The sequence below is a fragment of the Marinobacter suaedae genome (assembly GCF_030519635.1).
Classification (GTDB): Bacteria; Pseudomonadota; Gammaproteobacteria; order Pseudomonadales; family Oleiphilaceae; genus Marinobacter; species Marinobacter suaedae.
The window spans coordinates 667,391-694,278 of sequence record NZ_JAUMIS010000001.1; the positions used below are offsets into that span (position 1 = coordinate 667,391).

The 26,888-nt window shown below is 58.8% G+C and carries 23 protein-coding genes; 10 read left to right on the forward strand and 13 right to left on the reverse strand.

The genetic code is table 11. The features are described 5' to 3' along the window. Positions 1-143 precede the first annotated feature (143 nt). From fba to tkt, 4 genes are all read right to left on the reverse strand, one after another. Positions 144-1,208: a class II fructose-bisphosphate aldolase gene (gene fba / locus QVZ43_RS03110; RefSeq protein WP_302908832.1), complete on the reverse strand. Its 1,065-nt coding sequence runs from the start codon at positions 1,206-1,208 to the stop codon at positions 144-146. Between the two features lie 106 nt (positions 1,209-1,314). Beyond that, positions 1,315-2,475: a phosphoglycerate kinase gene (locus QVZ43_RS03115; RefSeq protein ID WP_302908833.1), complete on the reverse strand. Its 1,161-nt coding sequence runs from the start codon at positions 2,473-2,475 to the stop codon at positions 1,315-1,317. 29 nt (positions 2,476-2,504) lie between these two features. Beyond that, positions 2,505-3,536, reverse strand: coding sequence for a type I glyceraldehyde-3-phosphate dehydrogenase (gene gap, locus QVZ43_RS03120; protein WP_302908834.1), 1,032 nt, complete (start codon positions 3,534-3,536; stop codon positions 2,505-2,507). After that, a complete protein-coding gene (gene tkt / locus QVZ43_RS03125) occupies positions 3,536-5,536 on the reverse strand; it encodes a transketolase (protein WP_302908835.1) in 2,001 nt (666 codons plus the stop codon). The genes gap and tkt overlap by 1 nt, the downstream gene beginning before the upstream one ends. A gap of 224 nt (positions 5,537-5,760) precedes the next feature. On the opposite strand from tkt, the gene QVZ43_RS03130 reads away from it, so the two are divergent. The 4 genes from QVZ43_RS03130 (at position 5,761) to metF (ending at position 10,479) form a co-directional block, all read left to right on the forward strand. Next, complete coding sequence (locus tag QVZ43_RS03130; protein ID WP_223794333.1) at positions 5,761-6,762, forward strand: metalloregulator ArsR/SmtB family transcription factor; 1,002 nt, start codon at positions 5,761-5,763, stop codon at positions 6,760-6,762. 143 nt (positions 6,763-6,905) lie between these two features. Beyond that, positions 6,906-8,096, forward strand: a complete 1,191-nt coding sequence (gene metK / locus QVZ43_RS03135; protein WP_302908836.1) for a methionine adenosyltransferase — start codon at positions 6,906-6,908, stop codon at positions 8,094-8,096. Between the two features lie 106 nt (positions 8,097-8,202). Next, complete coding sequence (gene ahcY, locus QVZ43_RS03140; RefSeq protein WP_223794335.1) at positions 8,203-9,597, forward strand: adenosylhomocysteinase; 1,395 nt, start codon at positions 8,203-8,205, stop codon at positions 9,595-9,597. 12 nt (positions 9,598-9,609) lie between these two features. After that, complete coding sequence (gene metF, locus QVZ43_RS03145) at positions 9,610-10,479, forward strand: methylenetetrahydrofolate reductase [NAD(P)H] (RefSeq protein ID WP_223794336.1); 870 nt, start codon at positions 9,610-9,612, stop codon at positions 10,477-10,479. Between the two features lie 120 nt (positions 10,480-10,599). On the opposite strand, the gene QVZ43_RS03150 is transcribed toward metF, so the two are convergent. From QVZ43_RS03150 to QVZ43_RS03175, 6 genes are all read right to left on the reverse strand, one after another. Beyond that, positions 10,600-11,031 (reverse strand): GNAT family N-acetyltransferase, encoded by a 432-nt coding sequence (locus QVZ43_RS03150; protein ID WP_302908837.1) that lies wholly within the window; start codon positions 11,029-11,031, stop codon positions 10,600-10,602. Between the two features lie 44 nt (positions 11,032-11,075). Further along, entirely contained in the window at positions 11,076-11,714 is a 639-nt protein-coding gene (locus QVZ43_RS03155; protein ID WP_223794338.1) for an FMN-binding negative transcriptional regulator, read from the reverse strand. A 125-nt stretch (positions 11,715-11,839) separates the two neighbouring features. Then, on the reverse strand, positions 11,840-13,123 hold the full coding sequence (locus QVZ43_RS03160) for an NAD(P)-binding domain-containing protein (protein WP_302908838.1): 1,284 nt from the start codon (positions 13,121-13,123) through the stop codon (positions 11,840-11,842). Further along, entirely contained in the window at positions 13,120-13,686 is a 567-nt protein-coding gene (locus QVZ43_RS03165; protein ID WP_302908839.1) for an OsmC family protein, read from the reverse strand. The genes QVZ43_RS03160 and QVZ43_RS03165 overlap by 4 nt, the downstream gene beginning before the upstream one ends. Positions 13,687-13,815: 129 nt before the next feature. Beyond that, positions 13,816-14,328 (reverse strand): DUF4242 domain-containing protein, encoded by a 513-nt coding sequence (locus tag QVZ43_RS03170; RefSeq protein WP_302908840.1) that lies wholly within the window; start codon positions 14,326-14,328, stop codon positions 13,816-13,818. A gap of 34 nt (positions 14,329-14,362) precedes the next feature. Then, positions 14,363-17,359: an ATP-binding protein gene (locus QVZ43_RS03175; RefSeq protein WP_302908841.1), complete on the reverse strand. Its 2,997-nt coding sequence runs from the start codon at positions 17,357-17,359 to the stop codon at positions 14,363-14,365. A 179-nt stretch (positions 17,360-17,538) separates the two neighbouring features. On the opposite strand from QVZ43_RS03175, the gene cysK reads away from it, so the two are divergent. Together cysK and QVZ43_RS03185 are read left to right on the forward strand one after the other, a co-directional pair. Then, positions 17,539-19,035, forward strand: coding sequence for a cysteine synthase A (gene cysK, locus QVZ43_RS03180; protein WP_302908842.1), 1,497 nt, complete (start codon positions 17,539-17,541; stop codon positions 19,033-19,035). 19 nt (positions 19,036-19,054) lie between these two features. After that, entirely contained in the window at positions 19,055-19,666 is a 612-nt protein-coding gene (locus QVZ43_RS03185) for a carboxymuconolactone decarboxylase family protein (protein WP_223794344.1), read from the forward strand. A 64-nt stretch (positions 19,667-19,730) separates the two neighbouring features. On the opposite strand, the gene QVZ43_RS03190 is transcribed toward QVZ43_RS03185, so the two are convergent. Continuing rightward, positions 19,731-20,669 carry a homocysteine S-methyltransferase family protein gene (locus QVZ43_RS03190; protein ID WP_302908843.1) on the reverse strand — a complete coding sequence of 313 codons (939 nt, stop codon included), beginning with the start codon at positions 20,667-20,669 and terminating at the stop codon, positions 19,731-19,733. Positions 20,670-20,870: 201 nt separating this feature from the next. Between QVZ43_RS03190 and QVZ43_RS03195 the strand changes: the two genes are divergently transcribed. Next, positions 20,871-21,488 (forward strand): TetR/AcrR family transcriptional regulator, encoded by a 618-nt coding sequence (locus QVZ43_RS03195; protein WP_302908844.1) that lies wholly within the window; start codon positions 20,871-20,873, stop codon positions 21,486-21,488. Between the two features lie 67 nt (positions 21,489-21,555). On the opposite strand, the gene QVZ43_RS03200 is transcribed toward QVZ43_RS03195, so the two are convergent. Continuing rightward, entirely contained in the window at positions 21,556-21,711 is a 156-nt protein-coding gene (locus tag QVZ43_RS03200) for a hypothetical protein (protein ID WP_302908845.1), read from the reverse strand. A gap of 172 nt (positions 21,712-21,883) precedes the next feature. Between QVZ43_RS03200 and QVZ43_RS03205 the strand changes: the two genes are divergently transcribed. The 3 genes from QVZ43_RS03205 to QVZ43_RS03215 all read left to right on the forward strand — a co-directional run bounded on the left by QVZ43_RS03205 (position 21,884) and on the right by QVZ43_RS03215 (position 25,351). Further along, on the forward strand, positions 21,884-23,233 hold the full coding sequence (locus QVZ43_RS03205; RefSeq protein ID WP_302908846.1) for an adenosylmethionine--8-amino-7-oxononanoate transaminase: 1,350 nt from the start codon (positions 21,884-21,886) through the stop codon (positions 23,231-23,233). A 17-nt stretch (positions 23,234-23,250) separates the two neighbouring features. Beyond that, a complete protein-coding gene (locus tag QVZ43_RS03210) occupies positions 23,251-23,991 on the forward strand; it encodes a 16S rRNA (uracil(1498)-N(3))-methyltransferase (RefSeq protein WP_302908847.1) in 741 nt (246 codons plus the stop codon). Positions 23,992-24,121: 130 nt separating this feature from the next. Continuing rightward, positions 24,122-25,351: a DUF445 domain-containing protein gene (locus tag QVZ43_RS03215; protein ID WP_223794350.1), complete on the forward strand. Its 1,230-nt coding sequence runs from the start codon at positions 24,122-24,124 to the stop codon at positions 25,349-25,351. A 31-nt stretch (positions 25,352-25,382) separates the two neighbouring features. Here the strand turns inward: QVZ43_RS03215 and QVZ43_RS03220 are convergent, their stop codons facing one another. Next, positions 25,383-26,795 (reverse strand): YihY/virulence factor BrkB family protein, encoded by a 1,413-nt coding sequence (locus QVZ43_RS03220; protein WP_302908848.1) that lies wholly within the window; start codon positions 26,793-26,795, stop codon positions 25,383-25,385. Between the last annotated feature and the right edge of the window lie 93 nt (positions 26,796-26,888).

A 26,888-nucleotide genomic window follows, 5' to 3' on the forward strand; every position in this document is an offset into this window, starting at 1 on the left:
TGGGCAGACTGATCGGAAATCTGTCGCGCCAGGGATGGCGCGACGAAGCCCTACAGGGATGTATTTACGGGCGGTTTCCGATCAGGCTGGCCACCGGGCGCCACGATGCAACCATCAGGCTACACAATGACAAATGAGCGACCTTACTTAACCTTCGGGTCCAGCTCGCCAGCAGCGTAACGCTCGAACATCTGGTCCAGGTTAAGCGGCTTGATCTTGCTGGCGTTACCGGCAGTACCGAAGGCTTCATAACGAGCCACACAGATCTCGGTCATGGCCTTCATGGTTTCCTTGAGGAATTTGCGCGGGTCGAATTCGGACGGCTTCTCGCTCAGGAAGCGACGAACCGCACCAGTGCTGGCCAGACGCAGGTCGGTATCGATGTTGACCTTGCGCACGCCGTGCTTGATGCCCTCAACGATTTCCTCGACCGGCACACCGTAGGTTTCCGGGATTTCACCACCGAACTCGTTGATCACCTTCAGCCACTCCTGGGGTACGGAGCTGGAGCCGTGCATCACCAGGTGGGTGTCCGGAATCCGGGCGTGAATGGCCTTGATCTGGTCGATGGCAAGGATGTCGCCCGTGGGCGGACGGGTGAACTTGTAGGCACCGTGGCTGGTGCCGATGGCGATCGCCAGAGCGTCTACGTGAGTTTTCTTAACGAAGTCAGCCGCTTCTTCCGGGTCGGTCAGCATCTGGCTGTGATCCAGGGTGCCCTCGGCACCAATACCGTCTTCCTCGCCGGCCTGACCGGTTTCCAGGGAGCCCAGGCAGCCCAGCTCACCTTCCACGGACACACCACAGGCGTGCGCCATCTCTACGGTGCGACGGGTTACGTCAACGTTGTACTCGTAGTCGGTCGGAGTCTTACCGTCTTCGCCCAGGGAACCGTCCATCATGACCGAGCTGAAGCCCAGCTGGATGGAGCGCTGGCACACAGACGGGCTGGTGCCGTGATCCTGGTGCATGACCACCGGAATATGGGGAAACTCTTCAATGGCCGCCAGAATCAGGTGGCGCAGGAAAGGCGCACCGGCGTACTTACGGGCACCGGCAGAGGCCTGGACAATCACCGGGGAATCGGTCTTGTCAGCCGCTTCCATGATGGCGCGCATCTGCTCCAGGTTGTTGACGTTAAAGGCTGGCACACCGTAACCGTGCTCGGCGGCGTGATCCAGCAGTTGCCGCATCGAAATCAGGGCCATGGGTAGTCTCCTCGATTGGATTTAGAATGATTAATTGCTGTTCGTTACCAGGCTCGTGCCTATCGACTCTTGAGCCTGCTTCGCGATTCGTACTATCGCGTGGGGCTTATGCTCCACGCTCTTCCAGTACCGCGACGGCTGGCAGGGTTTTCCCCTCAACGAATTCCAGGAAAGCGCCGCCGCCGGTGGAGATGTAGGAAATTTTGTCAGCCACGCCGTACTTGTCAACGGCCGCGACGGTGTCACCACCACCTGCCAGTGAGAAGGCGTCACTCTCAGCGATGGCGTCAGCCAGGGCCTTGGTGCCATTGCCGAACTGATCAAACTCGAACACGCCAACCGGGCCGTTCCACAGGATGGTCCTGGCGTTTTTCAGCAGTTCGGCAAACTGGCCGGCGGTTTCCGGGCCCACATCCAGAATCATGTCATTGTCGGTGACATCCGCGATGTTCTTCGTGGTAGCCGTCGCAGTTTCGGCAAATTCACTGGCTACAACCACATCCACCGGCAGGGGAATCTCGACGCGGCCTGCGATGTCCTTTGCGGTATCCACCAGGTCATGCTCGCACAGGGACTTGCCCACCGGGTGGCCAGCAGCCGCCAGGAAAGTGTTGGCAATGCCACCACCGACGATGATCTGATCACAGACTTTTTCCAGCGCGTTCAGTACGTCCAGCTTGGTGGACACCTTGGAGCCACCGACAATGGCCACTACCGGCTTGGCCGGGTTATCCAGTGCCTTGCCCAGGGCTTCCAGCTCAGCAGCCAGCAGCGGGCCTGCACAGGCTTCCGGCGCGAAACGGGCAACACCGTGGGTGGACGCCTGGGCGCGGTGCGCGGTGCCGAAGGCATCCATCACAAACACATCACACAGGGCGGCGTACTGCTTGGCCAGGGTTTCGTCGTCTTTTTTCTCGCCCTTGTTGAAACGGACGTTCTCAAACAGCACCACTTCACCATCGGCAAGCTCGACGCCATCCAGGTAATCCTGCACCAGGCGTACATCCTGCCCCAGCACGGTGGAAAGATGATCGGCCACCGGCTTCATGGAGGAAGCCTCATCGTAGACCCCCTCTTCCGGACGTCCCAGGTGGGACATCAGCATGACCTTGGCACCGGCGTCCATGGCTGCCTTGATGGTCGGCAAGGACGCACGGATACGAGCATCGCTGGTTACCTTGCCGCCTTTCACTGGCACGTTCAGGTCTTCGCGGATCAGCACTCGCTTGCCGGCGAGGTTCAGGTCGGTCATTTTCTTGATGGCCATAACGTTCGTCCCTTCAACTAATAGACAGATTAAGCTTGTTGCTTCAGCCAGCTGTTGCTGACATCCAGCATTCGGTTGGCAAATCCCCATTCGTTATCAAACCAGCACAGCACCTTGACCATGGTGCCGCCGGTGACCCGGGTCTGGCCGCCGTCCACAACCCCGGAATGGGCATCGTGATTGAAATCGGAACTGGCGAGCAGCTCGTCGGTATAACCGAGGATGCCTTTCAGCGGGCCATTGGCCGCTGTCTGGATAACTTCGTTGACCGCACCCACATCGGTGGTCTGCCGGACATTGACCACCATATCAATGGCGGAGACATTCAGCGTGGGCACCCGCATGGCAACCGAACTGAAACGATCTTTCATTTGCGGCAGCAGGCGTTCAATGCCAACCGCCAGCCCGGTATCCACCGGCACAATGTTGTGCAGGGCGCTGCGGGTGCGCCGCAGATCCTGATGGTGATAGGCGTCGATCACCGGCTGATCGTTCATGGCTGCATGAATGGTGGTCGTACTGCCCTGCTCGACACCAAAGGCGTCGTCCAGAACTCGGATGACCGGCACGAGGCAATTGGTGGTGCAGGAGCCCGCGGCGACGATACGGTCGTCAGCGCTGAGCTGGTCATCGTTAATGCCAAACACCACCGTGCGGTCCACATCCGGCTCGGCCGGCTGGGAAAACAACAGGCGCTTCGCGCCTGCGTCGAGGTGCCTTTGGGCCGTCTGACGATCCGTGTACGCACCGGAGCATTCGAGCACGAGATCAATGTTCAGCAGATCCCATGGCAGCTCGGCAGGCTCAGAATGACGCAGCACGTGGATCTGGTCACCATTCACCCAGAGATCGCCCCCCCGGGCTTCAACGTCACCCTGAAAACGACCGTGGGTGGAGTCATAGCGGGTCAGGTGGGCGATGGTGTCGAGGTCCGACAGTTCATTGATCGCGACCACCTGAAGGCGGTCGCGATAGCCGTTTTCGTAGAGCGCACGCAACACGCACTGCCCGATACGGCCGTACCCGTTGATGGCAATCCGAAAAGGCGCGGCGTCGGTCATCAGGCGTCCAACAGTTCGGAGGCCACTTCCAGAATGTTGTCGACAGTGAAGCCGAACTCCTTGAACAGCTCGCCTGCCGGTGCAGACTCACCGAAGGTGGTCATGCCGATGACACGGCCATCCAGGCCAACGTACTTGTACCAGTAGTCCGCGATCGCCGCTTCAATGGCGATACGGTTAGTGACTTCCAGCGGCAACACCTGCTGCTTGTACTCGGCGCTCTGGGCGTCGAAGGCGTCAGTCGACGGCATGGAAACCACACGCACCTTCTTGCCGCCATCGCGCAGCTTGGCAGCGGCGTCCTGGGCCAGAGCCACTTCGGAGCCGGTGGCAATCAGGATCAGGTCAGGAGTGCCTTCGCTGTCGGACAGGATGTAACCACCCTTGGCGACATTGGCCAGCTGCTCGTCGGAACGCGCCTGATGAGGCAGTCCCTGGCGGGAGAACACCATGGCGGTCGGGCCGTCCTGACGCTCCAGTGCGTATTTCCAGGCTACCGCAGATTCAACGGTATCGGCCGGACGCCAGGTGCTCATGTTCGGCGTGGTGCGCAGGCTTGCCAGCTGTTCGATCGGCTGGTGGGTCGGACCGTCTTCGCCCAGACCAATGGAGTCGTGGGTAAACACGAAGATGGAACGCTGCTTCATCAGGGCCGCCATGCGCACAGCATTGCGGCAGTACTCCATGAAAATCAGGAAGGTGGCGCCGTAGGGCACAAAGCCACCGTGGAGGGCGATACCGTTCATGATCGCCGCCATGCCGAACTCACGCACACCGTAGAAGATGTAGTTGCCGCTGGCGTCTTCTTTGGTCAGGCCCTTGGTGCCGCCCCAGATGGTCAGGTTGGAACCGGCCAGATCCGCAGAGCCACCCATCAGTTCCGGCAACAGTGGGCCGTAGGCGTTCAGGGTGTTCTGGGACGCCTTACGGCTGGCGATGGTTTCGCCCTTGTCCTGACACTCCTGAATGTAAGCCTGGGCTTTTTCGGCAAAGTCGGCCGGCAGGTCGCCCGCCATACGGCGCTTGAACTCGGCAGCCAGTTCGGGTTCTGCCTTTTCGTAGGCCGCGAACTTCTCGTCCCACGCACTCTGGGCAGCAGCGCCTTTGTCGCGAGCGCTCCAGGCAGCGTAAATATCGTCTGGCATTTCGAACGGGCCATGCTCCCAACCCAGCTGCTCGCGGGTCAGGGCGATTTCGTCATCACCCAGCGGTGCTCCGTGACAGCTTTCCTTACCCTGCTTGTTCGGGGAACCGAAGCCGATGATGGTCTTGCAGCAAATCAGTGTCGGCTGACTGGTGTTGGCGCGGCCAGCTTCAATCGCAGCACGGATGGCATCGGCATCGTGACCGTCAACGGCCGGAATAACCTGCCAGCCGTAGGATTCAAAGCGCTGCGGGGTGTTGTCGGTGAACCAGCCTTCGACTTCGCCGTCGATGGAGATGCCGTTGTCGTCGTAGAAGAAGATCAGCTTACCCAGTCCCAGCGTGCCTGCCAGAGACGCAACCTCATGGGAGATACCTTCCATCAGGCAGCCATCGCCCAGGAAGGCGTAGGTGTAGTGATCCACGATGTCGTGACCCGGGCGGTTGAACTGTGCCGCCATGGCTTTTTCAGCGATCGCGAAGCCAACGGCGTTGGCAATGCCCTGCCCCAGCGGGCCAGTGGTGGTTTCGACACCCGGGGTGTAGCCGTACTCAGGATGGCCCGGGGTCTTGGAATGCAGTTGGCGGAAGTTCTTGAGGTCTTCCATGGAAACGTCGTAGCCGCTCAGGTGCAGCAGAGCGTACTGAAGCATGGAGCCGTGACCGTTGGACAGCACAAAGCGGTCACGGTTAGACCACTTGGGATCGGCAGGGTTGTGGGTCAGGTAATCGTTCCACAGCACCTCGGCGATATCCGCCATACCCATGGGCGCTCCAGGGTGGCCGGACTTGGCTTTCTGCACCGCATCCATGCTCAGCGCGCGAATGGCGTTGGCGAGATCTTTACGAGACGGCATTGACGTTTCTCCAGTTTGGTCGGGAAAAGAATTCGGACTGCAAAAAAAGAGGCGCGTATTTTCGCCGATTACGGTATGCCGGGGCAAATCGACGTACCTGCAATACGGCAATCCCTTCCTGTGGATTCCCGAAACATGACACTCCGACCAAAAATAAAACCTATATCAATTTTTTTTGATATGGCTATTGCCTGATCAATTATTCCCCCCTACACTCCCCAACCATGACATCCATGAACGCACACGCAGAGCAACTCGCATCCGTCGCCACGCTGGCCCCGATCTTCAAGGCCAGCGGCGATCCCATGCGACTTGAAATTCTGCGCGTGCTGCGCCGGGACACGTTTGGCGTGCTCGAACTGAGCCAGCTGTTTGATATGCGCCAGTCGGGCATGAGTCATCACCTGAAGGTGCTGCACAAGGCGGGATTGCTGGAACCCCAGCGTGAAGGCAACGCGATTTTCTATCGCCGCCCACTGCACCTGGATAGCGACAAACCAACGGACCAGATCATCCGCCAGATCTTTGAAACAGTGGATCAGGTAGCCCTGCCGCCCCACCTGCAGGAGAAGATTGACGCCATCCGCACCCAGCGGGCGGACCAGTCGCAGGCGTTTTTCGCCCGGCACGCCGAACAGTTCCGGGAACAGCAAGAGCTGATTGCCTCCTTCGAACTGTACGCAAAGCCGGTCGCAAAGCTGCTCCGCCAGCGGTCGACCAAGCAGAACTGGCAGACCGCCCTTGAGATCGGTCCCGGTGAAGGCGCCTTTCTGAAGGTAATGTCGGAACTGGCCGCGCATGTGGTGGCACTGGATAACAGCAAAGACATGCTGGCCAAGGCGACCCGCACCTGCATTGATGAGCACCTGCACAACGTGGACCTGATCGAGGGTGTGACCGATACCCTGCTGGGCCGGGGAGATGCCTTTGATCTGGTGGTGGCGAACATGGTGCTGCACCACGTGCCCAGCCCGGCGGACATTTTTCTGGATGCGGCTGCCCTGATGAACAGCGGTGGCTGCCTGGTGATCAGCGAACTGTGCAGCCACGACCAGGACTGGGCCAAGCAGAACTGTGGCGACCTGTGGCTGGGTTTTGAGCCCGAGGAACTGACCGCCTGGGGGGCGGATGCCGGCCTTACCGCTGGCGAACAGCTGTTTATCGGCCTGCGCAACGGTTTCCAGATTCAGGTTCGTGAGTTCTGGAAGGCTTCAAGCCTTGCGTAAACCAATGACCTTAAAGGCATATCAAAAACTTTTGATACGCAGTAAGTAGAAGTACGTACAATCGAACGACGCAAAACAACATGGACGCCGGCGATTGATGTACAAACCGGCACGATTTGAATCGCTCAACGAGGAGCAACGCTATGTCTGACTACAGCATCTTTACTTCCGAGTCTGTTTCCGAAGGCCATCCGGACAAACTGGCCGATCAGATTTCTGATGCCGTTCTGGATGCCATCCTGACCGACGATCCGCACGCGCGGGTTGCTTGTGAAACCATGGTGAAGACCGGCGTAGCCATCGTTGGCGGCGAAATCACCACCAGCGCCTGGGTCGACCTGGAAGACCTGGTGCGGGGCGTTATCAAGGACATCGGCTATACCTCCTCCGACGTTGGCTACGACGGAGACACCTGTGGTGTGATCAACATCATCGGAAAGCAGTCTGTCGACATTGCCCAGGGCGTTGACCGCCAGAAGCCGGAAGATCAGGGTGCCGGCGACCAGGGGCTGATGTTTGGCTACGCCAGTAACGAAACCGACGTTCTGATGCCCGCTCCGATTACCTTTGCCCACCGCCTGGTAGAGCGCCAGGCCGAGGCCCGCAAGAGCGGCCTGCTGCCATGGCTGCGTCCGGACGCCAAGAGCCAGGTCACCTGCCGGTACGAGGGCGGCAAGGTCGTCGGCATCGATGCCGTGGTTCTGTCTACCCAGCACGACGAGGACGTGACCCAGACCGACCTGAAAGAAGCGGTGATGGAGTTGATCGTGAAGAACGTGCTGCCCGCCGAGCTTCTGCACAGTGGCACCCAGTTCCACATCAACCCGACCGGCAAGTTTGTGATCGGTGGCCCGGTGGGCGACTGCGGCCTGACCGGCCGCAAGATAATCGTCGACACCTACGGCGGCATGGCCCGTCACGGTGGTGGCGCGTTCTCCGGCAAGGATCCGTCCAAGGTAGACCGCTCTGCAGCCTACGCCGGCCGTTACGTTGCCAAGAACATTGTGGCCGCCGGCCTGGCCGACAAGTGCGAAATCCAGGTGTCCTACGCGATTGGTGTCGCCCAGCCGACGTCCATTTCCCTGAACACCTTCGGTACCGGCAAGATCAGCGACGACCAGATCATTCAGCTGGTGCGCGAGCACTTTGACCTGCGCCCGTATGCCATCACCAACATGCTGGATCTTCTGCACCCCATGTACCGGGCGACCGCCGCATACGGCCACTTTGGTCGAGACCCGTACGAGATGACCGTGAACGGCAAGACCTTCACCGCCTTCCCATGGGAAAAAACCGATCGTGCCGCTGCCCTGAAGGACGCCGCGGGTATCTAAATCACGTTGCCGGGCGTATTCCTGACGGCATACGCTCAATACCATTTAACTCGAAGGCCCTGAGAGCAACTGGCTCCGGAAGCCGAAAACGAACAGGAGAACACCCATGAGCACTCCGGCTGAGCAACTGAACAGCTTCAGCGACTACAAAGTCCGCGACATTTCCCTGGCCGACTGGGGGCGCAAGGAAATCAGCATTGCCGAAGGCGAGATGCCGGCGCTGATGAAACTGCGGGAAAAGTACAAGGCTGAGCAGCCGTTGAAAGGCGCCAACATCATGGGCTGCATCCACATGACCGTGCAGACTGCGGTACTGATCGAAACCCTGGTGGAACTGGGCGCGAACGTTCGCTGGTCCTCGTGCAACATTTTCTCTACCCAGGACCACGCGGCCGCAGCCATTGCCGCCCAGGGCATCCCGGTGTTCGCCTGGAAAGGTGAAACCGAGGAAGAATACGAATGGTGCCTGGAGCGTACCGTCGGTGCCGATGTGGACGGCTGGGAACCGAACATGATTCTGGACGACGGCGGCGACCTCACCGCCCTGCTGCACGACAGCTACTCGGAAATCCTGTCCAGGTGCCATGGTGTGACCGAAGAAACCACCACCGGTGTGCACCGTCTGCAGGAAATGCTGCGGGAAGGCACTCTGAAAGTACCGGCCATCAACGTTAATGACGCGGTGACCAAGTCCAAGAACGACAACAAATACGGTTGTCGTCACAGTCTGAACGACGCCATCAAGCGCGCGACCGACCACCTGCTGGCCGGCAAGAAGGCGCTGGTGATCGGTTACGGGGATGTGGGTAAAGGCTCTGCCGCTTCCCTGCGCCAGGAAGGCATGATTGTGAAGGTCACCGAAGCGGACCCGATCTGCGCCATGCAGGCCTGCATGGATGGCTTCGAAGTTGTGTCTCCGTATGCCGACGGCGTGAACAGCGGCACCGAAGCTTCCATCAACACCGAACTGCTGCAGAACACGGACCTGCTGGTCACCACCACCGGTAACGTAAACGTGTGCGACGCCAACATGCTGAAGGCACTGAAATCTGGCGCCGTGGTGTGCAATATCGGTCACTTCGACAACGAGATCGACACCGCCTACATGCGCAAGAACTGGGAGTGGGACGAGGTCAAGCCTCAGGTGCACGTGATCTACCGTGACAAGGCCAGCAACGATCACCTGATCCTGCTGTCCGAAGGCCGACTGGTAAATCTGGGTAACGCCACGGGCCACCCGTCACGGATCATGGACGGTTCTTTCGCCAACCAGGTGCTGGCCCAGATGTACCTGTTCGAGCGCAAGTTCGCCGACCTGCCGGAAGACGGCAAGGCCAAGGGCGTGTACGTTCAGGTCCTGCCCAAGCAGCTGGACGAAGAAGTGGCCCGTGCCATGGTGGAAGGCTTTGGTGGCGTGATCACCAAGCTGACGCCTGACCAGGCAAAATACATCGGCGTACCGGTCGAAGGCCCGTACAAGCCAGAAAGCTACAAGTACTGATCGGACACACACATGGATAGTCAAAAACAATTCAAGCGCCGTTTTAGCTTCGAGTTTTTCCCGCCCAAGACCGACCAGGGCAAGGAAAAACTTCAGGTTGTGCGCGACCAGCTGGCCGAGGTGAATCCGGACTTCTTCTCGGTCACCTTTGGCGCCGGCGGTTCGACACGTGACCGCACCATCGACACCGTGCTGACCCTGCAGAAACAGGGCATTTCCACAGCGCCGCACCTGTCCTGTGTCGGGGGCACCCGCGAGGAAATCGGCGAACTGCTGGACCTGTACAAGCAGCAGGGGATCAGCCGCATCGTCGCCCTGCGGGGCGATCTGCCCTCCGGTATGGGGGCTTCGGGTGAACTTCGCTATGCCAACGAGCTTGTGGAATTTATCCGCGAGCACAGCGGCGACACCTTCAACCTGGAAGTGGCAGCCTATCCGGAGTTCCACCCCCAGGCGCGCAGCGCGGAAGAAGACCTGCAGAACTTCGCCCGCAAGGTGAAGGCCGGCGCCAACAGCGCCATCACGCAGTACTTCTTCAACGCCGACAGCTACTTCTACTTCATCGATCGCCTGGAGAAGATGGACGTTACGGTACCGGTGGTGCCCGGCATCATGCCGATCGTCAACTTCTCCAGCCTGGTGCGGTTCTCCGACATGTGCGGGGCGGAAATTCCGCGCTGGATCCGGAAACAGCTGGAAGCCTACGGTGATGACACCGACAGCATCCGCAAGTTTGGTGAAGAGGTGGTCACGGATATGTGTGAGAGACTGCTGAAAGCCGGCGCCCCCGGCCTGCACTTCTACACGCTGAACCAGGCCCAGCCAAGCCTGAATATCTGGAAAAACCTGGGGATCAATGAAAAGGAACGGATTTCGTTCTAGTGATCCCTTCAGACTGCCGGTAGGGCCTCCCCTTGCCGGCGGTCTGGGTATAAAGGTCAATCATCAGTTGGAAGTCGCTCACCACTTTCTCCTCAAACAGGGACAGTGCGGCATGGGAAGCTAGCTCGTAGGGAAAATACGTCTATTGCAGATCATTCGGAAACGACGAAATTCCTGCCCATGACGAATCACACATTGTTCTTCAACCACCTCAAAGCCCTGGCGTTCGAAGAACGGTCGAGCTTCCAAACTGGCTTCGGTGCTAATCAGATTAGCTGAGTCAGGAAGCTGCGCGATGGCATGGCGGTACAGTTCGGTCGCCACACCCTGACGGGCAAAATCCGGGTGGGTATACAACAGTTCAATGTGATCTGATTCCTGAATCGATAGGAACCCCACTGGCCTGGAACCGACATCAGCAACATAGGTTGTCATTTCATCGAACCGGGCCTGCCATACCGACAGATCAGGTTCCATCGGCGCCCAGGCGTGACGCTGATCCGGAGTGTAGCTGGCAGCGAGTTCATGGACTGAGCGGGTAAATAAGGCCACCAAAGCCGCCAAATCCGTTACGTCGGCCCGCCGGATCAGGTATCTCACAATACGTGCACAAAATCAGACATTGACCGGGCGCAACGCGCTTCGGTTTCCTCCCGTTCAAGGCCGGCTTTGACGCCAGCCCGGTTTCGTTCCGGCTGGTTCTGGCTCGCCTTTACTTTTCCGATCAGTGTTTCAATCGAAACCTCAATACCAACTATCGCCCTCACTAACCCCTCGGTGAAATCCGCCGGCGCATCCTCAACCCCCCAGGGTTCGCTCCTGCCGGACTCGTGACGGTTGGTCAGGTCTCGCAGCAGCTGATGCAGCCAGGCGGAATCTTCAATTACCCGGGCCTGCCCTTCGGCATGAACAGCCACGTAGTTCCATGTAGGCACCACCCGACCGGTTTCCGACTTGGTTGCGTACCAGGACGGAGAGACATAGCCATCAGGCCCCTGAAATACCACCAGAACCTTCGCGCCATCTTGCAGGCGTTTCCAGACAGGATTGCTTCGGGCCACATGACATCGCAAGCTACCCGGGGCTTCGCCCCCTTCGTAGCTCAGGTGAAAGGGCAAATGGTTAGCCTCGATGCCCTCCTCATCCGCCACGATCAGCAATCCGAAACTGTGTTCCTGTATCAGTTGGCGCAGCTCATCGCTGTCGTCTTCTCTGAAGTGGTTGGGCACGTACACTGAAGGGGGCTCCCTGAAAGGCCATGAAGATACTGATCAAACAGCAGGTTCGCCCGTCGATCAAGCCCACAAGTGAGAACAGGACCGACAGGCCGCGCACTCTTTTCTCCTGAATTGCAGAAAACCTAGCAATTGCCGACCATCAAGTTGTCCATTGGACATGCGACAGACTCCAGATATTGAACCAGGTGACTTGAGAGTTCCCGGGCATCCTCCCCGGCGCCATGAATAAAACTCGAATTCCGGCGGCGCATGAACGGCAACCCCATCACGTACAGTCCATCGATGTCTGCAATACCTCCATCGTGCTTGAGCCTGCCTTTATCATCGAAGGCGGGCATGTCCACCAGCCAGCGGTAATCCGGCTGCAGTCCGTTGGCCCAGATCACACTCCGGATGTTCCTTTGTGCCAGATTCAGTTTCAGAAGCGGTGACGACTCTATCTGTGTCGGGCCGAAGGGGACCGGGTCATCAATGTCCATAAGCAGGTCCTGCCGATCCGCCCAGTCATCAATGCGACGAACCAGTCGCTGAAGCTTGAGATCCGCCAGCGCACAGTGATTGCGCAGCGAGCCGGAAAACTGGACGGTCTGGTCATGGGCCGACACCAGACGCCCCGCCAACTGAACCCCAAGCGAGCGGACGTGATTGAGATCGAAGATGCGCTGTGCGACGTCGCCAATCAACTGGGGTGATGACAACCGTCTCAGACGTTTCAGATCCTCCACCTGATCGTATCGTTCGTTGTGCATCCCCATCAGATGCAGCCACCGCTGGATATCCAACCCCCGGTAGGTGCGGGGCATACGCACGTGTTCACCCACACACAACACCACACCCCGACCGCTTTGTGCGAGTTCCGCAGCAATCTGCAGACCACTTGCAGAGGCCCCCACCACCATCACGTCTCCATACGGCAGTTGCCGCGGATTACGATAATGCAGGCAACTGAACTGGCTGATGGCCGGCGACAACTGGGAGGAAAACACCGGCAATTTCGGCCGGGCAAAGGCGCCACTGGCCACCACCAGCGACCGGCACTGCCAGTCGCCCCGGCTGGTCTCCACCTTGAAGCCTTCCCCATGGATCGTCGCCCGCCGAACCGCCGTGGAGGTCTGCACCGGCGCGTTGATCGCGCCGGCGTAGCCACTGATGAAACGAGCGGTTTCCTGAGCCGTCATAAAGGCATCCGGCGAGTCTCCCCGGTAGGCGTAACCGGGTAGTTGCGATTGCCAGTTGGGTGTCAGCAGGCGCAGGGAGTCCCAACGCTGGCTAAGCCAGGCGTTAGCCACTTCGCCGCGTTCCAGCAGTACATGATCAATCTGCTGTTCCTGCAGGCAGGCACTGAAAGCCAGTCCTGCGTGACCGGCACCAACGATCACGCAATCTACCCGGTTAACGCCGCTCACTTTACGACAACTGAAACGTTGGTGGGGTTGGTCAGGATGTCGAACACCGCTGAACGCTTCTGGGACTGAGCCACCAGCGCTTCGATATCCTCCTGGCTGGCATCGGCGTCGATGTCGAAGCACACTCGAACATCACCAAAACCATTGCGGACATCGCCATCCGCCCCCAGGATGCCCCGCAGGTCCATATCCCCTTCCAGGGACGCCTTCACAGAGTGCAGCTGGATATTCCTGTACTGGGCCACCGAGGCGATGCCTGCGGTCAGGCAGCTGGCCAGACCCACCAGGATGTATTCGACCGGTGTGATGCCGTTGTCTTCGGAGGCAAACACTTCCGGATGATCCGCATCAAAGGTGGCTTTCTGTTTGTGGTTCTGTTCCTCGCCCAGACCAAAAAAGCCTTCCACGGAGGTGTTACAGTGAGTGCCGTTTACCCATTCACACTGGGCGCGCCATTGGAACTGGGCAGCGGCCGGCATCTGGGTAACCGCATCGCGGGCGCCTACCAGGGCTTCAACATTGATACCGTTGTGGACAGATTTCTGAGTAGCGATCATGTTCATGACTTTCTCCTGATTCAGCTCGTTAAGTTGGCTGAGCTGTTGGTCGACCGGTATTGGTCGATGGAGAAAGTGTCTCGCCTTACCGTGGAAACCACCGTGGTAAGAAGCGTGGAATTTCGACAAAAATCGTCATGGATGGAAATGTTTGAACGCCCAGATGCTTTCTACGGGCATACCGGCCTGATACTGGGCATGGCGGACCGCCTCCGCATCGGGCGCCGCGTAGAGGCACAACATCCGGGTCTTGTCCTGTGAAAAGTAGGAATGCACAAAGCGGACATTGTGCGCTTTCAGGCATCCACCGTGGGCATCCTCCCTGGCCTGAAGGTCTTCAATTTTCACCGGCTCATCGAACCGGCGGCTGACCATCACGGTCGGGGCCGCCTCTATCCCGGCCGGGTGCACGCTGCTGCTCCAGGAGGTCAGGAAATTACTCCCAGACTCGCGCAGTGCCCGGCGGAGTGATTCAAGGTCGGGTGCCCGGAAGTGGCAGATCATATCCTTACCATTGCTACCCAGGAAGCTTTGTTGCCACTCGATACCATAGAGTGACAGACAGCCGTCTGACTCGCTGGCAAGTTGCATGACGTCCTCATCAGACAGCGGCGTTTCGTAAAATCGCTCTACAATGACATCAATCAAAGCGCATCCTCTCCCATGGGTTGGCTGGAGATCGTTAGCCTCCAGCGGTATCGCATCCTGCATTGCATTCATCTGGTATCAGCTGCTCAATGCGCTCAAGAGCCCACTGGGCTACTGCATGGGGCGTTTCTGACAACGCTGCGTCACGATGAGATTTACTGGCGTCCATATCGCCCTTCTGCGCCAGGCAATAGGCCAGAACCGCATTGGCCAGCGTGCGCTCGGTGGGGCGATCCAGCAGATTCGCGTAGCCCAGAGCTTCCTGCCCCCGTGCACTGGCCGAGGCGCAGTCTCCACGCTCAATGCTCTGAAACGCACTGCGTGTTAACACATAGGCCAGGCGAAACTTGGCGTCGGCCTGGCGCAACTGCTCGATGGCCTCATTCAACCCGACATCGGACCCGCCCAGTGCGATTTGGCACAGGGCCGCAAAGCAGCGGGCAAACGGTGCTTCGCTGCCTTCGGGAAGCTTCTCACCAAGCTGCAGCAACTCCTCACAACAGGCACTGGCGGCGACATAATTGCCAGATTCATACTCCAGCATCGCCAGATATTCCAAAGTCTGGAACTCCCCGTGGCGCATGCCTTCCTTGCGGTACAGTGCCTTGCCTTCCCGCAGCAACGCCCGCGCATCGTCAAACCGGTGTTCGTGGAATCGCAACATACCCAACGAAGCCGGAATGGCCGGTGGTCGCATCCGGCTCCTTTCCGCCAGCGCAGACGCTTCCATCAGCATGGCATCGGCCTGCGGCAGATCCCGTTCCAAAAGCGCCAGGCATCGGGCCGCCTCCGCCAGACCGGAAACCGCCTCCCGCTCCGTTCCGCTGCGGGTGGCCCGCTCGGCCTGCTCCATGCTTTCCCAGGCCTGAATACCCTGGCCGTGGGACCATCGAAGATTACTTGCCAACTGGTATCCCCGACGGGCGTGATCAATGGCGTCGTATTCCAGAGCATGCTCGGCCAATACCACCAGCTGGTCGGAAGCTTTTTCCCAGTCGTCCACGCAGGTGGCCGACAGCAGAATGTCGTTCAGTTCGATGGAGTAGCAGACACGATCGACCTCCGACAACGACTCGACCATCTGAAGCCCGCGAGTGGCCAGCTGACGGGCATCTTCATTGGCAAAAAACCGTGCACACAAGCGCCCTGCACTGATGCAGGCCCGCACCGCCAGCGCGGTGTCTCCGCTTAGGCTGGCGTGGTGGGCCAGGTCGGAGGCGTAATCCAGATCAATGGCAGATTCCTGCTCTAGCAACAGCGCAATGTGCCGATGCATCACTGCACGACGGGTGGGTGACAAGGCATTGTAGATACTCCGGGCGATCAGGTTGTGCACAAACTCGAATCCGCCGGCTCTGGTCTGAATCAGGGATTGCCGCTCGGCGGTTTCCAGGGCGGTTCCGGCATCCAGGGCAGACTGGCCAGAAAGCTGACAGAGGCGTTCAATGGAGATCCTTGGTGCCAGCAACGCCGCCCAGCGGATCACTTCCGCCTCATCGACATCAATTCGCGACATCCTGTCCAGCACCAGCTCTTGCAGGGAACCGCCTGCGCCGCCCGATAATTCGGCCCGGGCCAGCTCAACCGCCAGCAGCGGATTCCCCCTGCACCGCTGGCACAACTCGTCGCTGTCTGCGCCGGGCGCGCGCTGCTCTATGATGCGCCTGACGTCGGCATCGGCCAGTGGCTTCAATCGCTGCTCATACAGCAGGCGATCGTGCCGCAAGCCCCTCAGCACACGTTGCATGGCCCGGTTGTCTTCCAGTTCGGCCTCCCTGGATGCCAGCAGAATCATGAGTGGCCGATCCCGGTTCATCCGGGCGACGTAATGCAGCGCCTCGGCACTGGACTCGTCACTCCACTGCACATCATCAAAGAATAGGGCCAGCGGCTTCTGGGTCAGCTGTGCCTGGACAGCGGTGTTGATTTGCTCAAGCAGCTGTTCCCGACTGGTCGCCGGTGCGAATGCGGCATTGCCTTCCCCCTTATTCTGGCGCAGGGCATCCAGCCAGAGCGCAAAGGGGCGCAGGGTTTCAGCCTCAAAGGCAGCCGCAGACAAGGACGCAAATCCGGTCTCGGTCGTTAGTCTGGCCGCTTCCTTTAACAGGGTGCTCTTGCCAATGCCCGGCTCCCCCCGCATGAGAATGACCATCGCGCAGGACTGGTCAACGGAGGTCCGTATGGCGGTTGAGAACTGGCTGATTTCGTCGTCGCGTCCCACCAGCTGCGTCCTGGGTCGCGGGAACATCGGCTCGGCCACGGGTTCAGGCTCGGGCGAACGGGGCACCTCCGGGCGCTGGCGGCCAGCACCCGGGGCTCCGTGCAGGGCCTGAACAAGCGCCGGACTGGACTCAACCCCCACCTCCTTCAGCAGACGATTGCCCAATCGGTACTGCTGCTCTGCTTCATCGCCAAGGCCATTGGCCACCAGCAGGCGAATCAGCTGGGCTCGCTTGCTCTCATCATAGGGCGAACTCACCGCCAGGGTGCGGGCATAGGGCAAGGCCCTGGCCAGCTCATCGGCTTGACTGCGCCGGTCGACAATCTCCTGCAAAAGCGTCGAACGCGCCTCATTGATGCGGTCCCGTTCACTGACACACCAGGCGTGGAAGTGATGAAAGTTAGGCAGCTCCAAGCCTTCCAGCAGGTTGCCCTGAAAGCTACTGGCGGCATGTTCAAGGGCGTCCAGCGGCTGGTCACTGAGATCCCCCTCCACCAGGCGATACAACTCAAGGACGTCGATATGGGCGCCGGCGGGGGTGAAGCGAACCTGGTTGCGGTCAGCGAGAATGCGGGTGTCGTGCTGGGAATCCACCAGATTGCGAATCTTGGACAGACTCCAGCGCAGGGAGCCACGGGGATCATCCGGGATTTCCCACAGCAATTCGCACAGGGACTGGCGATGGAAGGCGCGATCCTGGATAGCCAGGTACACCAGCAGGGCCCGGGTTTTTCGGGATGGTGGCAAGGCCAGCACTTTACCGCCGCGCATCACCTTCATGTCACCAAGGAAATGCAGATAGAGGTCCATCGTATGAGTCGGCCTTTGCCCTGATCGTCAAATCATTATAGGAACCGCCAGAAAACAAACTCAAGGCAAAGCCGTTGGGTTTGAGTGGTCATTGGAACAAATTCCACGGTGGCTACCACGGTGGCTCCATTGCTTCCCACTTACCGTGGGTACCTGGATCAGCAATCAGGAGATGACCCATGACCCGATACAACTCCATTCTCGACACCATCGGCAACACCCCGTTAGTGAGACTCAACCGGTTAGCCCCCGAGGGGGTGAACATGTACGTCAAGGTAGAAGCTTTCAACCCCATGGGTTCAGTCAAAGACCGGATGGCACGGGAAGTTATCGAAAAGGCGGAACGCAGTGGCGACCTGAAACCCGGGCAAACCGTGATCGAAGCCACCAGCGGCAACACAGGAATAGGTCTTGCGATGGTCTGCGCGGCGAAGGGCTACCCACTGGTGGTGGTGATGTCGGAAAACTTCAGTGTGGAGCGCCGCAAGTTGCTGCGTTTCCTCGGCGCCAAAGTCATCCTGACACCGGCGGCGGAAAAGGGCACCGGCATGCTCAACAAGGCCGTTGAACTGGCGGAGGCACATGGCTACTACCTGTGCCGGCAGTTCGACAATGACGCCAATGCCGAGATACACCGCAAGACCACCTCCCGGGAAATCCTGGCCGACTTTGCGGATGAGCCTTTGCATTTCTGGGTCTCTGGTTACGGCACCGGCGGCACCTTGAAAGGCGTGGCGGATGTGCTGAAAGCCGAGAGCTGCCAAACCCAGATCATCGTCGCCGAACCGGATAACTCTCCGGTACTGGCCAGCGGTATCCCCCAGATCAGGAACCAGGACGGCTCAGTGGCCAGGAGTCACCCCCGGTTCCGCCCCCACCTGATGCAAGGCTGGGCACCGGATTTTATTTCCTCCCTGACGGAGGGTGCCGTCACCGACGGCTGTATCGACGAGATCATCCCGGTAAACGGACAGGACGCACTGACACTGTCCCGGCGCCTCGCCCGGGAGGAAGGCATCTTCGCCGGCATTTCCAGTGGCGCAACTCTGGCGGCCGCCCTGACCATTGCCGAGCGCAGTGAGCCGGGCACCAACATCGTCTGCATGCTGCCGGATACCGGCGAGCGCTATCTGTCGACCCCCCTGTTTGCCGATATCACCGAAGATATGACGGAAGAAGAGATAGCGCTGTCACGATCAACCCAGGGCTACAGGTTCGATTTGCCGCCAGCTCCTAAGGCTCCGCCTGCCCCCGCAGCCGTGCCTGTCCAGATCGTTACCGATGCCTCCGTTAAGGACTACACCGAGCGACTGATCGACAACGAACCCGTGGTGATGTTTGCGCTCGAATGGTGCGAGTTCTGCTGGGCGGTTCGGAAGCTGTTCGCGAGCCTGGGTGTGCCCTACCGCAGCGTTGACCTCGATTCGGTGGAATACCAGGCCAACGATCGGGGCGGCAAGATTCGCTCCGTACTCAGCGAGAGCCTGGGCGTCTCCACCATCCCACAAGTCTTTATTGGCGGCGAATGGATCGGAGGCTGCTCTGAGGTCTTCGCCGCCCTTCAGGATGGTTCGCTAAAGGAAAGACTTTCCCGAAGCGGCATTGCCATCACCTCTGTTCCTAAGCACCCCGAGAAATTGCTGCCCCAGTGGATACAGCCCCGTTGCGCCAGCTAACTGATACAGGAGATTCGCCATGACATTCATCAACATCATCGACCCGGCCGAGGCCAACGCTGACGTCCTCGCCATGTACGACACTGAACTGAAGGGAAACGGGTTTCTGCCCAGTTATGCCAAGGTGTTTTGCCATCGCCCCAAAACCATGGATCTGTGGGCCGACTTGCACCGGGGCATACGGGAACAGCTGGATCGCAGACTTTACGAACTGGCGACGGTCGCCGCAGCCGTCGAACTGAAAAGTACAGCCTGCAGCCTTGCCCATGGTGCGAAGCTGGCGCGGTTCTACAGTGCGGACGACGTATTAGCGATTGCCAGCGGTGAGGAAGCGAGCGCGCCCGGTTTCTCTGAACAGGATGTAGCCGTCATGGCATTGGCCCGGAAAGTAGCCCGTGATGCAGGGAGTGTGGAAGCCGACGATATTCAGCGCCTGAAAGCCTCGGGCCTGACCGATGGAGAGGTGTTCGACATTGTCGCTACCGCCGCTGGCCGGGCCTTTTTCACCAAGCTGGTCGAAGGGCTCGGAGCTCTGCCGGATGCTGAAATGGCGGCAGTCGGGCTGCCCCTGTGTGAAGGCATGGTGGTGGGCAAGCCGATTGACGGGACCTACGGAAGCTATCAGAACTAAACGTCCCTCCAGAGCGCGGAGCCCCTTTTGGGGGCTCCTGCCTCACACTCCGGCCATCCATGTTTCAATGACAGTGATGGCTGATTTCCCCGATGTGCCTGTGGTCGGTGCCACAACAGCCCCCCAGGATGGAGAAACTCGGGAACGCGCTCCGAAGCTGTTTGTATTGCAGGCCCAGCTCCTCGGGATTCCCATCATCCAGTTCTTCGCAGGCATCCAGCTCGTCATGACTCATGCGGGAGGCATTTGCCCGGATTCCCTGTATCCGTTTCACCCAGTCTTCTCCGGCCTCCAGAGCCTGGCTGAAATGATCCGGATGAGCGCAGTTAATCATGTAGTAGGCAGGGCCGTTATCCGTCGCCTCGTCGACCCGTTCAATGGCGTCCTTCAGGATGGTTCCATCGGGCAGACGACCGTCTGTCTCTGTGGTGAACGAAATAACAGCCGGAATACCCGCTTGCTGCGCCGCCAGGGTAATCCCGATGGCCTCTTCCGGGTAAGTCATGGTGATCGCCGACACCATGTCCGCGTTGGTGTCTGCAAAGGCGGCAATCTGGTGTGAGTGGTACTGCCTTGCCTCCTCGCCGGACATGCGACTGGTCACCTGGTAGCCATCACCCCTGGGTCCGATGCACCCACTAATGACGATTGGGCTTTCAGGTACTGAAAATTCTTTGCGCAACGACTCGAGAAGCTCAATCGCCAGGCGGTTATAGCGATCAAGATCGGACTCGCTATGCCCCAGTTCAGCGCCCCAATCCCGGTTGGCCCTCCAGGTCGGGCTCTCCAGAACAAAGCCCTGATGGCCGTGAACGGCGATGGCGAGATAAGACTCATAGTATTCACGTAACGCTGTCCGCCCCGGTGCGCTGTCCAGAAGCGGATAGGCCGCAAAAAACGGCAAATCAAAGCCATTATGGAAAATGAGTGTGGTCTCGATGCCACCATCGGTCAGGAACAGAGTGCCCCTGGATTGCGGAAGTTGTTCGCGGTAGATGCTCATGCTGCCCTCCTTCAGAATGCGTCATAGCAAGTGTTCAAGGACAGTCTATGCCCCTCCGTCACCAAAAGCAGTGGACCATCAGCGCGGAAATAAAGATTATTTAAATCAACTATTTCAACAACTTAAAACAAACCTGAAAATTCCAGGCGCATCCTCGGGAATTAGCTATACCCTTGGTATAGCTAAGCGGAGGTCAAAACCATGACAACCCGAAGCAACAGCAGCCACGACCGGATACTGGAGGTTGCACAGAGCGTCATTCTACAAAAGGGATTTGCCGGCACGTCCATTGACGACATTCTCGAAAAGGCGGCCGTCACCAAAGGCGGTTTTTTCTACCACTTCAGCGGGAAAAGTGATCTTGCGAAGGCGCTGGTGAACAACTACCTCGATGGCGACAAAGCCATCTTTAAAAACCTGTTCACGCAGGCCGATGCCCTCAGCGAAGACCCGCTGCACCAGCTACTGATTTTCCTGAAGCTGTTCGCGGACCTGATGAGCGACCTTGCCGAAGCACACCCCGGATGCCTTGTGGCGGGCTTCACCTACGAAAGCCAGCAGTTCGACGATGAAGTGCGGAATCTCATAAAGAGCGGCGTACTGAGCTGGCGAAAGATGATTGCCGAACGGCTTGAAGCGGCCAAGGAGAAATACCCTGCGGTCTGTGAAATCGACACTGAAACGCTGGCAGATATGTTCACAACCACTATTGAGGGAGGGATTATTTTGTCCCGGATTTTTCAGGACAAAACCATCCTGGTGAAGCAGGTGCTGGCCTATCGCACACATTTACGGCTGGTGTTTGGGGATCTTGGGTGAGCTTCGCCAACCACTCCCTCACGAGGAGTGCGATATTTTACCGATCAGGGAGTCACTGGCCCGAACCTTAGACCCTGCAGGAGTCATCGCGAGTGAGTTCCTTGACCCGGGCATTGCGGGAGCCAAGGGGGGCGTTTTTCTCCAAAATGTTCGTCTCGCATAAGAAACCATCCGGTACCTGCTCAATTCCAGCATCGTAGGTATAGCTCAGTTCCAGCTCCATGATCAGGTCCTTATTGGAACTTTCGGGGATTGTTAAGGCGCAGGATCACGCCAGCATTGGCCGCATGATCCTCCCCCCATTGGCAGGGTGGCCAGCCAGCGCTGTTAACTGTATTATCCGCCGAGGTTAACAGCCCCCATTCAGCAGTAAACAGCGTGACCGGAGACCCTACATGCGCAACGCCGATCTTGTCGCTCGCGATCTCAAATCCGTTTGGCACCCCTGCACCCAGATGAAAGATCACGAAAGTCTGGCACCCGTCCCCATCAAAAAAGGCAGTGGTGTGTGGCTGGAAGATTTCGACGGCAATCGCTACATCGACGCGGTGAGTTCCTGGTGGGTGAATCTGTTTGGCCATTCCAACCCGCGCATAAACGCAGCCATTCAGGAGCAAATGGGTCAACTGGAGCACGTTATCCTGGCGGGCTTCACTCATGAGCCGGTGGTCAACCTGTCGGAACGGCTGATCGAAGTCACACCGGAAGGCCTGAACAAGTGTTTCTACGCAGACAACGGTTCTTCGGCCATCGAAGCCGCGCTCAAGATGAGCTACCACTACTGGAAGAACCACGGCAAGCCGGGCAAGAAGAACTTCGTCAACCTGAGCAACAGCTACCACGGCGAAACCCTGGGCGCCCTGGCGCTGGGTGATGTGGCCCTGTACAAGGACACCTACCAGCCACTGCTGATGGAAGTCCTCACGGCGCCCTCCCCCGATGCTTACAACAAGGAGCCGGGTGAGACCGACGAAGCCTACGCGCTGCGCCAGTTTGAAGCCATGGACAAACTCCTGGCGGAAAAGCACGACGACATCTGCGCCGTCGTGGTGGAACCGCTGATTCAGTGCGCCGGTGGTATGCGGATGCACCATCCGATTTACCACACCAAGCTGCGTGAAGCCTGTGACAAGTATGGCGTGCACCTGATCGCCGATGAAATTGCCGTCGGCTTTGGCCGAACCGGCACCCTGTTTGCCTGCGAGCAATCCGGCATCACACCGGATTTCATGTGTTTGTCCAAGGGACTGACCGCCGGTTACCTGCCCCTGTCCGTGGTGCTGACCACCGACAACGTCTACGATGCGTTCTACGACGACTACGAAACCCTGAAGGCCTTCCTGCACTCCCACAGCTACACGGGCAACCCACTCGGCTGTGCGGTGGCGCTGGCCACCCTGGACATCTTCCGGGATGACAACGTGATTGAGAACAACCGCCGTTTGTCCGCCTGCATGGCAGACAGCGTCGCCCACCTGGCCGACCACCCGAACGTTGGGGACATCCGCCAGCACGGCATGACCATGGCGGTGGAAATGGTCAAAGATAAGGCCGCGAAAACGCCGTTTCCATGGCAGGAACGCCGGGGCATCCGGGTATTCAAGCATGCATTAACCCGCGAGTCCTTGCTTCGCCCCCTGGGTAATGTGATTTACTTCATGCCGCCTTACGTCATCACCGAGGAACAGATCCGGCATCTGGCTCAGGTGGCGACGGAAGGCATTGAGATCGCCGTTCGAGACTGACACAGGACCCGACCACCATGCGCATCCCCCGCATCTATACGGATTCCCCCCTGGGCGAAGGCGTGACTACGGATCTGGATGACAACGCGGCCCAGCACGTGGGCCGCGTATTGCGCATGCAACCCGGGCAGGAACTGCTTCTGTTCAACGGGGACGGCAAGGACTATCCGGCCACCATCGCCGAATCCGGCAAGAAGCGGGTCGCGGTGTCCGTGGGCACACCGGTCGACAATCCGACAGAATCCTCACTTTCCATTGTTCTTGGCCAAACCCTCTCCAAGGGCGACCGCATGGATTACGCCGTGCAGAAAGCCGTTGAAATGGGCGTGACGCAGATCGTGCCGCTGACCACCGAACGGTGCGATGTAAAGCTCAAGGGTGACCGGGAAGAAAAACGCCTGCGGCATTGGCAGTCGGTGGCCATCAGTGCCGCCGAACAATGTGGCCGCGCCCGGGTTCCTGACATCCTGCCGGTCATGACCATTGACCAGTGGTTGGAACACAGCCGCGAATGCAATCTGCGCCTGGTTCTTCACCACCGGACCGAACAATCCCTGTCATCGATGACGCCGCCGGCCAGTGTTGCCCTGATGGTGGGCCCCGAGGGTGGGCTGACTGCCGACGAAATTGCCATGGCCGAGCAGTCCGGTTTCCACCCGGTCGCTTTGGGGCCGCGCGTCCTGCGCACCGAAACCGCTCCTGTTGCCGCCATCTCCCTGTGTCAGTGGTTGTGGGGTGATTACGGCAATCCTACCTGACCGGTACAGCCGTCTCAGACTGGCGGCCAAGTCATTGACAGGCCTGAGGTTGACACACATGATGCTGAGTCAATCGCCTGCCTGACGGGCTCAAAAACGATACGAAAGAACCACCTGGCGCGAGTTACGGATGACGAGTTTGTTCACCAACCCTGAGTTCTGGCAATACCTCAGTATCCCTGTGATTGCCGCCCTGATTGGCTGGACCACCAACTGGCTGGCCATCAAAATGACCTTCTACCCTCTGGAATTCGTCGGCAAACCGCCCATCTTTGGCTGGCAGGGCATCATCCCGTCCAAGGCCCGGAAAATGGCGGCCAAGAGCGTCGACGCCACCATCGCGAAAATTGGCACCGTGGATGAAATTTTCCAGCAGATCGACCCGAAGGTGCTGGCCACACACATCGTCAGCTCGGTGGACCCCCGTATCGAGGAATACGTGGATGAAATGATGGCAAAGGAGCACCCGACCTTCTGGGAAAACCTGCCCTCCTCCGCGCGCAAGATGGTGTACGAGCGAGTCAGAAAGGCGACCCCTCAGCTGGTCGACAATCTGGTGGAAGATCTATCGGACAACATTGAGGATCTCCTCGACATCAAAGGCATGGTCATTGACCGCCTGGCCAGGGACAAGCGGCTTCTGAACCGGATCTTTCTGGAATGCGGCGAGGTGGAGTTCCGCTTCATCATCAACTCCGGCCTGTATTTCGGTTTCCTGTTCGGTCTCATCCAGATGGCCGTCTGGTATTTCTATCCTGTCTGGTGGGTGCTGCCCTTCTTCGGCTTGCTCGTGGGCTGGGCCACCAACTGGATTGCCCTGAACGTCATCTTCCGGCCACTGCATGCCAGGAAAGTTGGGCCACTCAAAATTCAGGGACTGTTCCTAAAGCGCCAGCCGGAAGTGGCCGAATCCTTTTGCCACATCGTGACCCATGAAATCCTGACGGTGGGAAATATTATTCGCGCCATTCTGGATGGCCCGAAAGGCGACCGCGCCCGAAACATGGTCAAGAAACACATCAAACCTCTGGTGGACGAAACCGCTGGCATGGGCAAGGCATTGACCCAGGTGGCGTTCGGCCCCACCGGATTTGCCACCCTGAAGAACCAGGTTGGGGAAAAGGCCATCGAGATTTCAAAGACGTCGTTCAACAACCCGGTGTTCGAGCAGGACCGGGCGCGGGCGGTGGAATCGATTATGGTGGAACGCATGACGGCGTTGTCGTCTGAGGAATTCCAGGACCTGTTGCGGCCCTGTTTCCAGGAAGATGAAATCAAGTTGATTCTGGTGGGCGCTTTCCTGGGGATGACCGCGGGTATCTTCCAGCTGGTGTTCGTATTCGGTCAGGCGGTGCTCTGACCGCCCGCCTTATCCGACGGCACCGCCCTTATTACGGTCGGGCCGCCTCTTCACCTTGTGGAGTCAACTTTTCGGCCGGCTCAGTAGACTCTTCATCTTGCCCGTCAGCCTCTTCACCATCCTTCACCGCGCGGTCCACCAGGTCAGGATCCCTGGCAAGTTCGGCAAAGGTTTTGTCAAACAGATCGTGCTCTCCGCGAATCTCCTTGAGCGGGATCGGAAAGGGCAAACGATCAACCACCCGATCCTCATCCTGACGAACCGCAGAAAGCACATCATTAATGGTGATGCGATCCAGCACCCGGCCAGGCACCAGCTGGTCTCCCTGGCGACCCGCCAGGGATAACAATCCAGCCCGGATGAGTTTGTCACTCACCCCACGTGTGACCTCGCCCGGCACTCGCAACCGTTGCTCCAGTTCCTCCTGCTGGGGCGCAGCCTCACCTTTGGTGAACGGCACGGACACCAGCCACATGAGCGACAGTGCCACCTTTTCCTGCAACTCGGGCGCCAGCTGAACCTGCCGACGCTTGGCCACCGATCCCGGGTTCTGCAAATAGAAGGTCAGGCTGGCACCCAGCAACAGGATCAGCCAGTTAAGGTATGTCCAGATCAACAGGATGATACCGATGGCAAAGCTGGAATAGATGGCTGCGTACTTCGCTGACCCGGCAACGAAGGAGGCGAACAACATGCCGGCCGCCTGCCAGGACACCCCGGCCACCAGCCCGCCAATAAAGGCGTACTTGAGTTTGACCCGGGTATTGGGCATGAAAATGTAGACGAAGGTGAAGGCACCGACCACCAGGAAGAATGGCGTTAACCGACTCAACATCAGGATGGCCGACCCGAACGGTTCGATGGCGATGAGTTTCTGAACGAACGTGGAGGAGAAAATGGTGGCACTGACACCAATGGCCGACACCATCAGCAGCGGCCCCACCATGATCACGCTCAGGTAATTGCTGAAACGCTGCCCCAGCGAACGCATATCCGGCACTCGCCAGATCATGTTGAAGGAGCGTTCGATCTTTTGCAGCAGGGAAATCACGGTGTAAACCAGCAGGGCCAGGCCGAGAGAACCCAGGACCCCCACCTTCATATTGTCCACGAAGCCGAGAATCTGTTCGGCTATCTCCAGCCCCTGGGGCCCCATGGGCTCGAAAAACTGAAACAGGAAAGGCTCGATTCGCTGGTGCACCCCCATTGCCTTCAGTACCGAGAAACTGAGCGCCAGCAAGGGCACGATACTCAGCAAGGTGGTGTAGACCAGCCCCATGGCGTGAAGGGTCAGGTGACCACTGAGGACATCCCGGATTAACGCATAGGAGGTGCGCCCGGATTTATAGAGCCAGGTCCACGGCCACTGCGTTGGCGGATTGGGGTTGGCGAGTATCCACGTTTCTACGGCCTTCAGCCGGTCTTTCATTTGGGAAGAAGCCACTCAACATCCTGTTGTCACGGTTTTACACAGAATATCAGGCAGATACCTGACACAACAGAGTATGGCCAATTCCAGGCCAATTGCGAACCTAAC

Coding starts and splice junctions, on each gene's coding strand:
- fba (WP_302908832.1), bottom strand. CDS start 1,208: ATGGCCCTGATTTCGATGCGGCAACTGCTGGATCACGCCGCCGAGCAC.
- QVZ43_RS03115 (WP_302908833.1), bottom strand. CDS start 2,475: ATGGCCATCAAGAAAATGACCGACCTGAACCTCGCCGGCAAGCGAGTG.
- gap (WP_302908834.1), bottom strand. CDS start 3,536: ATGACCGACGCCGCGCCTTTTCGGATTGCCATCAACGGGTACGGCCGT.
- tkt (WP_302908835.1), bottom strand. CDS start 5,536: ATGCCGTCTCGTAAAGATCTCGCCAACGCCATTCGCGCGCTGAGCATG.
- QVZ43_RS03130 (WP_223794333.1), top strand. CDS start 5,761: ATGACATCCATGAACGCACACGCAGAGCAACTCGCATCCGTCGCCACG.
- metK (WP_302908836.1), top strand. CDS start 6,906: ATGTCTGACTACAGCATCTTTACTTCCGAGTCTGTTTCCGAAGGCCAT.
- ahcY (WP_223794335.1), top strand. CDS start 8,203: ATGAGCACTCCGGCTGAGCAACTGAACAGCTTCAGCGACTACAAAGTC.
- metF (WP_223794336.1), top strand. CDS start 9,610: ATGGATAGTCAAAAACAATTCAAGCGCCGTTTTAGCTTCGAGTTTTTC.
- QVZ43_RS03165 (WP_302908839.1), bottom strand. CDS start 13,686: ATGAACATGATCGCTACTCAGAAATCTGTCCACAACGGTATCAATGTT.
- QVZ43_RS03175 (WP_302908841.1), bottom strand. CDS start 17,359: ATGGACCTCTATCTGCATTTCCTTGGTGACATGAAGGTGATGCGCGGC.
- cysK (WP_302908842.1), top strand. CDS start 17,539: ATGACCCGATACAACTCCATTCTCGACACCATCGGCAACACCCCGTTA.
- QVZ43_RS03185 (WP_223794344.1), top strand. CDS start 19,055: ATGACATTCATCAACATCATCGACCCGGCCGAGGCCAACGCTGACGTC.
- QVZ43_RS03190 (WP_302908843.1), bottom strand. CDS start 20,669: ATGAGCATCTACCGCGAACAACTTCCGCAATCCAGGGGCACTCTGTTC.
- QVZ43_RS03195 (WP_302908844.1), top strand. CDS start 20,871: ATGACAACCCGAAGCAACAGCAGCCACGACCGGATACTGGAGGTTGCA.
- QVZ43_RS03200 (WP_302908845.1), bottom strand. CDS start 21,711: ATGGAGCTGGAACTGAGCTATACCTACGATGCTGGAATTGAGCAGGTA.
- QVZ43_RS03205 (WP_302908846.1), top strand. CDS start 21,884: ATGCGCAACGCCGATCTTGTCGCTCGCGATCTCAAATCCGTTTGGCAC.
- QVZ43_RS03210 (WP_302908847.1), top strand. CDS start 23,251: ATGCGCATCCCCCGCATCTATACGGATTCCCCCCTGGGCGAAGGCGTG.
- QVZ43_RS03215 (WP_223794350.1), top strand. CDS start 24,122: ATGACGAGTTTGTTCACCAACCCTGAGTTCTGGCAATACCTCAGTATC.